Genomic DNA, 11,927 nt, shown 5'->3' with positions numbered 1-11,927 from the left:
TCTATTCGCGGAAAGACACAGCATTAATACACAGCGCCACTGAGACTTAAATTGCTGGTCAGAGTGCCGAAGATATAGTAGAGGATGTTTAGCTGGGAGGGAGCTTATGGGGATCATCGAGACAGCAGCGCTGGGCGCCGTCGGCGGCATTCTGCCGGATATCATCAAGGCCATTCGCAAGCGCTTTGAGTCGACGCCGTCATATATCAAATCAAGCTACTATTGGTTCAGTGTGGTGTTGTTGGCGATCATCGGTGCGGTCGCGTCGATAGCGGCTCATGCCGGAACCGCTCAGGAAGCGCTGGCCTACGGAGCCAGTTCGTTCGCACTCCTCACACAGGTCGTGGGACAGACTGAGGAGAAGCATCTGGGAGGCGCGGACGAGGCGAGCCTGATACGCCAGATTCGCACCTGGTGGGGTTCGTGAAGCTCGCTGAAGCTTCCTCCCCGTCAAACCTTTTTCGGCGCTTCATTCGATTGACGGGTGCAGGTCCGGATCGCGACATTGGGCTTCCCTGGTTGCGGCTGCCATTCCTGGACCGCCCGTTCGACCTTTGGTCGCGAGATTCCAGATTGGCACTCAGGTCTGCTTTTCCAGCAGGCGAGATTGCCGCGGCGCTCGACGAACGCATGTTTGAGGATCGCGAACCGCTCTTCTTAAGGATCGGCGCGGGCGCCAGGGAATCCGCCGTCCCGTGGGAAGCGTTCCAGGCGGAAATCAGTCCGCTCAACCGCCACAAGCTCGCGCCCGTGCGGACTGTCGATGATGATCGCAGCTTCGGGTTCGCGGCGGTGCCGGAACGTATGAGAGTGCTTGCATTGGTCGGGCATCCAGGACCCGAACGCGCTTTTGACCCGCAAGCAGCCCATGATTTCCTTGCTGAAACCCTTGCGGCAGCCGCTACCGCGAGCGGCCGTATCGACGAATACGACCTGCTCCAGCTTCGCGCTGATGACCTCGACGCAGCAGTGGCGCTGGCACGGACGTTGAGGCCGAATGTGGTCATCTTCTTCGGCATCGGGCAAAGGGCACCCGCGCCGCAACTGCGCACGGCAGATGGCGACGACGGCTGGATGGCCGTTTCCGCGCTAGCGCAACGATTGTTTCCAACACCTCATTCGGCGCCGCCGTTCTGGATTTTCTGGGCCTGCTCACTCGGCGAACATGATGAGCAGACCTCCCAAAGTGTCGAGGGAGGTGCGGCGCTAACAGCGCTGCGCCAAAGCGGGGGTATTTCGGTCCTCGCCATGCGCTCGCGTATCCGCGTGCGCGCGGCACGCATCATGATCGAGGCGCTTTTGGGATCTTTCGCATCGGGAGAGCCTTTGGAGGTGGCGGCCGCCGTTAGCCGTGCTGCGGCTCTCAACGCCGATGTGATCTCTGACGGCCGGATGGACTACGCCGCGCCCGCCGTCTGGTCGCTTAGCGAGCCCGTGGACGCCGTCAGCTGGGGTGACGAGCCAGCGTTTCCGGCGTCCTGGGTGGCAGTGCGTCTTTTGTCAGGCGCCAACGAACTTCCCGCGCTTGCAAACGGGGTGGCTCCGATCGATGAGACGTCGTCGGCGCTCGCCCGCACCTGGACCCGGCCCGGTCGATATTTTGCGGTAACCGGTTCCGCGTCAATCGATCCGGGATCGCGCGCGCGGCTGCTTTCAGTTGGCGCAGCCCTGCGTCGTGATACAGGTCGGCCGGTCGTTCCGGTTTTGCCACGCTCAGGCGCGACTTTTGATCAACGCCTGCGGTTGTGGGCTGAGGACGCCTTTCGCCAGCTTGACCCCCGGCACCATGATCGCGAGATCGCCCAGGCAATTGCCGCCATTCGGGACACAGGTCTAAACGGGCTTGCCCGACTCCTTGCAATCCCCGACATTGTCGTTTTGCTGGGGGAAGTTCCCGATTCAGCGGTCGCATGGGACGTGCTTGTGACTGCGGCGGCGCTGAGTTCGGTGGTAGTCGCAGGTTCCGCTGTCCCTGACGCGGCCCGGCAATGGGCGATCGATCAGCTTATGATGGACATGGCCAACGAAGAGATCGAAGCCGCGGTGCGCGCGGAGCCATTGGTGTCGGCTATCCTGAGCGTCTCCGAGCGGGCGCTGGCCATGGGTGATGTCGGGCGCATAACTGGCGTGGAAGCAGCCCGACTTACCCGGCTCGATCCCTTTTGCGTACGCGTTGCAGGACAACGGGTGCTTGCAGAGACGGTTCGGCGCACCATGCTGCGATTGTTGCCGTCCGAAACAGTTGATGCAGCCCATCGCTCCTGCATAACAATGCTGCTTGATCGGCCGGTAGAGCACGATTTCGGCGCGCTGGTCGAAGTTGTTCGTCACTATGCTTCACTAAGAGAGGGAAGTCAGGCCGCAGAAGCGATCAATGCCGCTTGGCTTGCGGCTGGCGCTGGCTGGTCGATCTCGGATCGGGCACGACTGTTTGATCAAGCAACGCAAAGCCGCGTCTTGGTCGACGAGCTCGCCGCCGCCCCGTGGTTCTCAATCTGCGAAGCCGCCATTGTCTTGCAGCAATTCGCACTGGTCCGCACCATGCTTAGCGGCCGTAACTTTTCCACGCCTGTCGAAAAGGCGCGAAAACATGCGATGTTGTCGGAGTGTTTCAAGGCTGACGCCACGCAACCGCCAGCGCAACAAGCGATGCGCCGCGAGGCTGCGGCAGCGGTGGCCGAAGCCCAGGCGGCCGTCGACGCTGGTATCGCCGATGCCGCCGTCCAGTTGTCACAGTATCGCAACAACCTTGCCCGCATCAGCCAGTATTTTGATCATGACTATGATGGCGCGCTTGCGGTCTATGACACGATCCTCAAGGAGGTCGGGCCCTCAGCCTTCGCGAATCCAATCTTCGGGCACCTCTTTGCGGCGGCCAGCCGCAATGCTGCCGAATGCGTTCTCGATCCAGCCATGCGTCCGCTCGATCCGGTTATCCGCGACCGCGCCGAAGCACTTGTTCAGCAGGGCCTCGAGGTGGCCCGAGCGCTTCACCTTGCTGAAGTGGAAATGGAACTTCGCTACACTAGGGCACGCATCGCGGAGGCCGCCAATGACGATCAGACCGCTGCCCTTATTCTAGCCGGACTGTCCGATGGCGAGGCGCAACGCCGCTATCCGCTTCTCGCAGCCATCGCGGCGGACAGGTTGGCTTGGAACGAGATGCGCACCGGTCATCGCCGGTTCAGTTGGGACGATGCGCGCGCCAGGCTTCGGACATTGCGCTTGTTCGAGCATGCCTGGGCGCAACGGGTTGTCATAAGGAACCGCATAGATTGCGCGGATTGTCTGGCAGCAAGGGGCGCGCCGGATCGCGAGACCGCGATCGAGCTGCTCAAGGACAATGTGGCCGACATCAGACGCCTGCCAGGGCTGACAGGAGACGAAGACGCGCAGCGCGCGGCAAAAACCCATGCCGGCCTGGATGTCCTCACCGCGTCCGGGGGGACGGTTTGGGCCGCTTTTCTAGAATCCCCCCTGGCCGCCAAGGTGCCCGAGCCGTGGAAGCGGGGGACCGCCGAAGAAATCTGGCAAGGGAGGATCTGAATGGGAACGGGGGGATTTGGGGGCGGCAGCGGCTCGCTCGGCGGCGGAGGCGCCGGGTCGGCAGGATCGGGCGGTTCCCTGTTGCGGGCCATCACGTATCTGCGCGACATCGCACGAATGCTGACGGCCGACGGCGATCAGGCACGACTAACGCGCGAGATCAATGCATTGCTACGCGAACGAGGACGCGCGGGCTTCATGGCGGGGCTATTTCAAGACCCCTTTGCGACCACACTGCTCGACAGGTTGATAGAACTCAGCAGGGCAATGCAAGGGCAAAGATGGTCTGGCATCTTGGATCAGAGCGGCGTTGCCAAAGGTTCAGGATCGATCACCGCCTATTGCGACGTGGCGATTGACCAAGCTTTGCGCGAGCATGGCGACGCCGTCGATGAAAGGCATATCGACCGCGTCGGTCTGGCGTTTCGCTCGTTTCTTGCAACCGCCCTTGCGGGCGATAACCTGGCGGTGGCCGAACGAGGCGATGCGGCAGCGGTAGAAGTGGCCTTCGATCGGACCCGCTTCGCCGACCCGAATGACATTCGTCGCGGCTTTCTCGGGCAAATCATTGCCAAAAGCATTGTCGGTGAATCCTGCATAGACCTCGGGGCGTCGGAGTTGTCGGTCGAGCGCGCCGCCAATACGATCGCCGCCGCTATCCAGCAACGCTTTGAGGAGAAATTCGTCCGCACCCGCAAGGCTGCCAGCGGCGATCTGCTGGCGACCATAGGTGCCAACTATTCGAAACTGGTAATCGGATGATGAGCACGCCTCGGACCATTCCCGCCCATATCGAGATCGTCAAGGCGCCGCGGCGGGAGACACAGGTCATCGACCTCGACCTTGCAAGCATCCAGTGGCACAACGCGGCCGGCCTCGGTCCGCTTGGGCTCGATCCCCGAGCGCTTGATCTCCTGGAAGTGGCGCGCCTCGTCTGGGAAGTGGAGCGCTATATTCCCAAGCGTATTTCGAGCCAGCGCGTTCGATCGGTAAAGGTGGCTGTTTCGGTGCGCGAACCCTCAGCATGGACGACCGCAACCCATGCAGCCCTAACGGCGATCCTGCGCTTATTGGGCAACGCTGAATGGACGTTCGCGGTCTCCAAGCGAAAGACCTCGAACGCGCTCGATCGGCTTTCGTTGAATGGCTCACACACAGATCGCGTTCAGACCACCGCGTTGTTTTCGGCGGGCCTCGACAGCACCAGCGGGCTGGACTGGCTGCGCCGCAACGACACCGACGCTGCGCTCGCTTCCTTTTATGGCGCCAAGGCAAGGCAAACGGAGTTGGCCGATCAATTCGCTTTCAAACGCCATGTCCAGGTAGGATGCACGTGGTCCAATGGACGACGACGCATCGGCGGGCAGTTTCAATATCGCTCTTTCCTGTTCCTTGCGCTCGGCGCGTTGGTCGCGCGTTCCTATGGCGCCACGACGTTGCTCCAGTTCGAAAACGGCCCTTTGGCGATCGCGATGCCACCGGCGGCGACCTATCGGATGACCCGCCATGCACATCCCATGCTGCACACCTTGGCGAGCGGTCTGTTCTCAAACCTCTTCGGCGAACCGTTGTCGGTTCAGAACCCGTTTTTGACCACAACCAAACGCGAAGCCGCCGAGGCGATGAAGGCGCATCTTGGTGCCAAGCGGTTCGATAAGGCCATCCTCGAAACCGAGACCTGTTGGAACCTGGCGTCGCGCCAGGTGCTCGGCGCCATTACCAAGCGCATCGGTCAACCATGCGGACTTTGCATTCCCTGCGCGGTGCGCAGAACCGCTTTGCGCGGCCGAGATGTCCCGCACGCGGTCGATCTGACATCCAAAAAGGACCCGCACTTCACTGACGGCGATGCGCGTATCCATATCGACGCTTATCTGGCATGGGCACGAAAGCTCACCGCATCGTCCTATGGACCCGAGCGCTTCGCGTTCGAAGCGCCGCAGATCGTGCGAGAGGCGGTTACACATTCCCAGGGCAAGCTGACGATGGCAGAGATTTTTGACATCGAGCAACGCTTCGCCCGCGAGTTGATCGAGACGTTTCCGGTGCCTTGATGACCATTATCGGCCTACCGAATTTTCTTGTAGCACTCAGCATCAAGCAGCCCTGGGCGGAACTGATTTTGCTGGGCCGCAAAACCATCGAAGTGAGAAGCTGGCCGACCGACTTCCGGGGGCCGTTGATCTTGCACACCGGCAAGAAGCCGGAGCTGGAAGCCCTGTTTCGATATCCCGATATCGACGCAAGCTACTTGGGTGGGTTCGTCGGCGTGGCCGAGCTGGTGAACGTCGAACTGTTCACCCATGCCAGCTGGAGCCGTCTCAGGTCGGAGCATATGGTGCCTGGCCCTATGCCAGGCGAAGCCTTTGGCTGGCGTTTTCGGCATGTCCGCCGGTTGAAACGGCCAGTAGATGCCAGCGGCAGTCTCAAGTTGTTCCCAGTTTCGGAGAACGCAAGACAGGCCATGGAATTCTGACACGCGGACCGTCACGCCTGCTTTTGGCGCAGCGCAAACCCCGGTTCCGTCGTTTAATTCGCCTCGGACGCTGGCCACCGCAATGGCCGTTCCTGGTGCCTATCGAGAAGCCCGCGGCGTAGACCTATACAGGCGATGCGATGAAAGGGCTTGAGATCGAAAATCTCGGGCTCTGCAGGGCAGAAGTTGATCGCAAACGCTCATGGTCCCCTTACGCCCCAGCATTTACACGGGGCGCGAGCGCATGGCGTTCGTAGTCGAGGAGCAACCCGCATCTTCACTAGGCGTGCCTGCGATAAAGTCTTCAAGAAGCGCCCAAGAGAACAAACCTGGGAAGGAGTTGCGCGACCTCACCGGAGTGGTCGAGTCCGAATTTGTCCTCCCGCTCTACGCCGGTGACAACACGAACCGGGGCGCAGCAGATCGTCGTGGTCCTTGTGGCAAGAGCGGCTAGTCCCAGCAGCCCAAATCGGATTGCATCCAGGTTGAGCCATTGGTGGGATCGCGCCGAATCGTATTTTTCGATGGGACACCCCGGCCGGATGTCTCATGCCGTCTAAATCAATAGCATCCCGCATGATGGGCGTTTTGGCGGGTAAATTCCGGAAGTTTACTCTAAGTTTTTGATTTTATTGATAATATGGCGGAGAGAGCGGGGCCTGGCGATACAACTCCTCGGATAACTGATGTCAGCCTCCGAGGCTTCGTATCTAGCCTGAACCCGGGCGGCCGCCATTTTGGCCTCAAGGCGCGGCCTTCCCCAGCGTATCGGTATACGACACTACCGGACGGGGCCGAATACGTTTCGGCAGACGATCTGAATTTTCGTCCCCTGTCGGTGGTGATAGTGGGCATCAGCGCGGCGTGGCCGCGTTCAGTCTCCTGCGTTCCATCTTTCTGCCTAATCGTGCCGTGTCTGGTGTCGCCGGCCGTTTCCCCACGATGCTCATGTTCGGTGGTCACCGGATCAGTTGCCTCCTCTGATGCGTCGCTCCTCACCGATCGGGATGATCCAGCCGCCAGCGCGGTCAGGCCGAGAAAAATCATCGGGACCCCCTATCTGCGTCAGGCGGATGCGAACGGTTTGCAGCTCCGCGTCGATAGCGGCACGGATGAGATCGCGCTCGATGCCGACGAAGACCGGCCGGAGATTGAGGCGAGCGAGCGCCTCCTGATCGGCGGGCGCAACGTCGGTGTCAGCGACGGGTCCGGCACGGGTGACGATCCCTCCGATCAGTCCGCCCATGGTCGTGGCCTTTTCCAGCTCTCTCACCAACGTGGCATCCAGCAGCGCTCGGGCGCGTTGGAGATCCCCTTGGAGTCTTCGCGCGAACGGCTGGTGTGTGAGGCCGCGAAGCGCACTGGCTAGCTCAGCGTGCCCAAGCGACTTGATGAGATTGGCGATATGGAGGCGGAGAAGCCCGATGAAGAGCGCGTCTTTCTCCTCCGGCTTGATCGGCTCGCCTTCATCGATCGGATCGCGGACTGAGAGGTGGGCGTCCGTCGGATTTGGCGCCGCCATCCCCCAGCGGGTCGCGATGGCAATGCGCTTCACTGTGATCTTGCGGCCTCCAGCGGTGATATCTATCCGTCCGGCCTGAGCCCAGGCGCGGTTCAACGCTTTGGCCGGGCCGCCATTATCGTGGCAACCTTTCGCTTCGGCCACGGTCAAGGAGGACAGGTCGGATGCGCAGGCGATCCAGTCGGGCAGATCGCCGCGGGACAAGCGCGTGACTTTGACCTGCCGGCGGCGATCGAGGTCGATGATGCGGCTGCCGAGATGCGCGAAGATCGAAAGGTTGAAGTAGCGTTCCAGATAGGCGCGGGCAACGAAGCGGCCGAACAAGCCGGATAGCGCGACCTTCACCTCGCGGGCTTGCCCAAGCGGTTCCCGGAAGATGAAGGGCGTACCCGCGCCGGTTGGCGTCAACAGCGCGTCCAGGATAGACCACGCGCCATATGCAGCCCCTGGCGTCTGCAACACTTCGCGAATCCCGGCGTCCTCGATCTCCGAGACGTCGAGGTCGACGGTCGCGCCCGCGACAGGGCTGAATGTTGGCGGATCGAAATTGTGGAGGAAGGTCCTCGTCATAGCGCCAGCGCCAGCTTGGGATCGTCATGCTCGAAAGCGCTGGCCATTCGGCTGATTTCCGCCGATCGAGCGCCGACCGCCTTGGCTGTATCGCGCCAGGTCGCTGTCACGGTCGCGACCTCTTTGATAATCGCGCGGGCCTGCGGCAGGGTGAGCGCGAAAAATATCGACGCGTTCAAGCAGATCGAGCGAACAGGTGCCCTCATCGAGATCGATGTTCGTCGTCAGCACCCGGGCCTTGAGATCTGTCGGGACGGGATTGAGGTCGTATGCCGGCGAGAGAGACCACCCCGCCTTTCCCAGCCATAGGAAACCGTGATTGCGGAGGTGGTCGTCGACATTGGAAACCAGCACATTGAAGACGACCCGCCGATAGAGGGCATGCGCGTCCGTCTTCCCCTGGGCGCCGTGTTGAGCAAGGGCATCGACGATCTCCGGATAGCTGCCGCGCTCACCGTCCTTGGCGCCCATCATCGCCATCGCCGACAGGAACGGGATGCGGCTCGCACCGTCACGATCGAAGCGTCGCGACAACATGACTGGCTTGCCGGCGACCTCGATCAGCTCGTGTTGAGGCGTGGCAATACCTGCCTGGCCGGCCAGCCGCAGCGCGATCTGTTCCCAGGTCTCCATACTGTAGTCGTCGGTCTCCTTCGGGAATTTCGCTATGGAGAGGTGACCATGTTGGTCGATAACCGAGGCCTTCGGTCGGGCACCGCCCAGGGAGGAGCCTGGGGCAAAGATGAGCTGCAAGTCTTCATCCGTTTCCTCGTCTCGGAGGATCGTTCGGTGATCTGGAGCAAACGGCCAAGCTCGATTAAAGCAGGAACGCCCGTGCGGATCGGCGCTTGGAAAATCTCTTCGCCGACCCAGCGGAAGCGGAGGGCGCCAAGTCGCGTCTCGTCGGCGACGCTGAGCAGGTAGTCGCTTTCTACAAGCGTGCGAACCGCGCGGCCTTCTTGGTCGGCGAGGCGGCGTTCGGCGCGCTGCATGAGGCGCCGGCCCCAGGTATCCGGCGCTGAGTCGCCGATGGAGCCGAAAGTCACAAGACCTGCAGGGGGGGCGAAGGCTCCGCGGGTCAAAGCAAGAGCTGGCTCTAGCGAGAAGCGGTCCGGATCCTCAAGCCATGCTCCGTCATACTCGAAGAGGATGGTCTCGGTTCCCCGGACGCGATTGCTCCTCGCCAGTCCGATCGGGCGTGTGCGGCCGTCCAAATCGATATGGACCTCGAAGTCAGCCATCGCGCGACGATCCGGTTGGCCGCTGGAGGTGGACATGCTTGGGCAGGTCGGCACTGGCGAGCGCCTGACCGACGCTGTCGTTGCTGATGTCGGCGACCTGGCCCAGGCCCTCAAGGAGGCCGAGGGCCTGCAGGACGCCGGCATAGATGCCGACGCTGACGTTGGTGTCCCCGGCTTCGACCCTTTGCAGAGTCGAGCGAGAAGTGAAGGCGCGCTCGGCTACCACCGCCATCGGCAGCCGTCGGCGTCGACGGGCATCATGAATGTCAGCCCCAAGCTTGCGCAGCACGCGCCGCACCGCAGCCGGAGGGTTGTGTGGAGTGGGCATTATGTCACCTTCGCGCTACAGATTGGTCCGTTATGTAGCACGAAGACTACAATTCATCTAGCCCTTGAAGCCTCATCTCAATGGAGAACGAAGTTCTATTACCGCCGTCGTGACGGCATCGACGGGACCCCCCAGTCGTCGGCGATCGCGGCGAGCGTGGTCATCACGTCATCGAAGCTCGTTCGGACGACCTGAGTGAAAGGAGCGTCTGTCTCCGTCACTATGCGGTCGATCTGGGCAAGTGCAGGCGAGAGAGCGGCCGCGATGCGAACGGGTCATCTCGGCATGACGGAGAAATAGCATAGCATCGGCGCACATCGAGCCTCGCTTTTGCTTCGGGTGAACCAGTGAAGCACGACCGTGCCGCGATGCTGTGGGAGATACGACCGTGCCGCGATGCTGTGGGAGATATTGTTCGTGCAGGTGCGGCCGCTGCCCGCCTTAAAAACTGTCAAGAAAGGTGGCGAGCGCCCAGACCCGTATCAGGATCCACTAAGGCTCGGGTATTCAGGCTCCGCGCCTCCGACGCGACCATGCTCTGAAGCCGCACCTCCAAGATAATAGGTTTTCCTTCGCCGGATGGAGGCGGTCAGAAATCCAACGCTTTGGCCAGCATCGGTTCAAGAACCAGATCCGGCCGACCTCCCTTTTCGCGAAGCTCCATTGCCCTTATGATCTTCGTGCCTTCATGGCTGTGCTTCCAGTCCCGAGACGCTTCGGCCGCGACGACGAGGTAGTCGGTCTGGCCGCAGACGGTTTCCTTCCAATCACCGCCGCGTTCGCAAATCATCTCAGCGATTACCTTTCGCGGGCCAATGGCGAATTTTCCCGTGAGGACGAACATCCGACTCGGAATTACGAGCCGGCTTGCATCCTCCAAGGCGCCGTCAATGACACCCACATTGCCGAAGGTAGGCAGCCCCGTATCTGTCGCGCTGTCGCCGACAAGATGGGCAATCCACCCGCATATGTCTTCTGCCTCCTCGGCGGTTATGCGACGGTCAGAAATAGACCTTCTGGCAGTTTCTCCGAGAGACGCCACGCGGCTGTCTCTCTGCAGGACCACACTCGAGTCCAACCTGGACAGCAGTCTTTCGACCTCTGCGGGCGTGATGGAGTTGTCGCAGGCGATACCGGCACAGAACCCGTAGAACTCGTTGACTTCGTCCTTCTCGTCAGCGGCGATAAACTCCCGCGAGCGTATGCCGACTATTGTTTCAAGGATGGCGTAGATCTCTTCGGGCGCGTTACCCCACACATCCAGATCGCGAATGAGCTCGGCAGCATCGTCGTCGTGAAGAAGGGACAGGAACTGCTCAGCTTCGACCCTGAGTGGCGGCATCTCCGCGCTCTCGACCCGCTCGCTGGCCATCACGCCCTTCAAGAACCCGAGCCAGTACCCCAACGCCTTCCGGTGATTTGCCTGCGCATGGATTCTACCGAGCGCGGCCCCTTCGTGTTCGAGTTTACCGCCCCTTCCGCGGAACACTTCAACCATTGTCGCCCCCTCGACTCTTGGTTTCGATCTTAGCAGACATCAGAACACTCATCTATCCGCCGACCAGACAACGCGTGCCTAAACCGGAAGGCCTATCCCGTTAGCTCCCTGCTTTCGAGATGGTAGGGCCAGGTTGCCACCCCAGGAACGGCGTTTCGGCCGAGCGGTCGACCAAAGAAGACGCTCTGGACTCACCAAGGATCAGGCGCCTGAACCCGCTGCCTCCGACGCGCTCTGTCTCTCGCCCAGCCGTGCTCGTCCGCAAGGGACGCTCCGCTCAAGCCCTTGCGGACTGCGCGCGCCTGCGCATGGCGGGACGCGCGACGGCGGCTCCGGAGATCAGGCTTGGTTCCAGACCGCTTCGTGCGGGGAGCTAAAGCTCGAGATCGCCCTTTCGCCTACTGTGCCGACACCGTTCTGTCCCTGGCGCTGCCGTGCTCTTTGATTAAATCTGCCGAATTCTCGCGTATCCTGCGGCCGCGCATGTGAGCACAAGGTGGCGCCGGCGCTTCGACGAGCCACCCCACAAAAACCAGCGTCGGGATGGCGACCGAAATGCTGAGGCAAGAGACCGCCACTCCAGAATGAAAAGTTCGTCATGCATTCCCATGCCGTTATTGCGTCCCTGCCAGTCGCCGGGGCCGACCGTACTGTCCTTATCGAGGCCGCCAACACCGCGCTCGAAAGAGCCATAAGCGCATTGAGCCCGCCAACGAGAAGCTGACTCGCACCCTTTGGGATGCCGA

At 61.5% G+C, this 11,927-nt stretch carries 8 protein-coding genes and 1 pseudogene; 5 read left to right on the top strand and 4 right to left on the bottom strand.

Annotated features, from left to right (window positions below; all coding sequences use genetic code 11):
• Positions 1-106 precede the first annotated feature (106 nt).
• Genes FJ543_RS29665 through FJ543_RS29645 form a run of 5 tightly spaced genes read left to right on the top strand, consistent with a single transcriptional unit; the run spans position 107 to position 6,022 of the window.
• The gene (locus FJ543_RS29665; RefSeq protein WP_064993342.1) at positions 107-427 is read left to right on the top strand and encodes a hypothetical protein; all 321 of its coding nucleotides are present in this window, start codon (positions 107-109) and stop codon (positions 425-427) included.
• A complete protein-coding gene (locus FJ543_RS29660) occupies positions 424-3,546 on the top strand; it encodes a hypothetical protein (RefSeq protein WP_140698298.1) in 3,123 nt (1,040 codons plus the stop codon). The genes FJ543_RS29665 and FJ543_RS29660 overlap by 4 nt, the downstream gene beginning before the upstream one ends.
• Positions 3,547-4,308: a hypothetical protein gene (locus FJ543_RS29655; RefSeq protein WP_064993340.1), complete on the top strand. Its 762-nt coding sequence runs from the start codon at positions 3,547-3,549 to the stop codon at positions 4,306-4,308.
• The gene (locus FJ543_RS29650) at positions 4,305-5,600 is read left to right on the top strand and encodes a hypothetical protein (RefSeq protein WP_064993339.1); all 1,296 of its coding nucleotides are present in this window, start codon (positions 4,305-4,307) and stop codon (positions 5,598-5,600) included. The genes FJ543_RS29655 and FJ543_RS29650 overlap by 4 nt, the downstream gene beginning before the upstream one ends.
• Positions 5,600-6,022: an ASCH domain-containing protein gene (locus FJ543_RS29645; protein WP_064993338.1), complete on the top strand. Its 423-nt coding sequence runs from the start codon at positions 5,600-5,602 to the stop codon at positions 6,020-6,022. The genes FJ543_RS29650 and FJ543_RS29645 overlap by 1 nt, the downstream gene beginning before the upstream one ends.
• A gap of 967 nt (positions 6,023-6,989) precedes the next feature.
• Here FJ543_RS29645 and FJ543_RS29640 read toward each other — a convergent pair.
• The 4 genes and pseudogenes from FJ543_RS29640 to FJ543_RS29620 all read right to left on the bottom strand — a co-directional run bounded on the left by FJ543_RS29640 (position 6,990) and on the right by FJ543_RS29620 (position 11,181).
• A complete protein-coding gene (locus tag FJ543_RS29640; RefSeq protein ID WP_224655961.1) occupies positions 6,990-7,952 on the bottom strand; it encodes a hypothetical protein in 963 nt (320 codons plus the stop codon).
• Between the two features lie 158 nt (positions 7,953-8,110).
• Positions 8,111-9,355: pseudogene (locus FJ543_RS29635) on the bottom strand (HipA domain-containing protein).
• On the bottom strand, positions 9,348-9,683 hold the full coding sequence (locus FJ543_RS29630) for a helix-turn-helix transcriptional regulator (protein ID WP_013533370.1): 336 nt from the start codon (positions 9,681-9,683) through the stop codon (positions 9,348-9,350). The pseudogene FJ543_RS29635 and the gene FJ543_RS29630 overlap by 8 nt, the downstream one beginning before the upstream one ends.
• Positions 9,684-10,272: 589 nt before the next feature.
• Entirely contained in the window at positions 10,273-11,181 is a 909-nt protein-coding gene (locus tag FJ543_RS29620) for a hypothetical protein (protein WP_064993336.1), read from the bottom strand.
• Between the last annotated feature and the right edge of the window lie 746 nt (positions 11,182-11,927).

It is taken from the genome of Mesorhizobium sp. B2-5-7 (genome assembly GCF_006440875.1).
GTDB lineage: Bacteria > Pseudomonadota > Alphaproteobacteria > Rhizobiales > Rhizobiaceae > Mesorhizobium > Mesorhizobium australicum.
The sequence above is the reverse complement of the archived record's forward strand: the minus strand, read 5'-3'. Positions and strand labels throughout refer to the sequence as shown.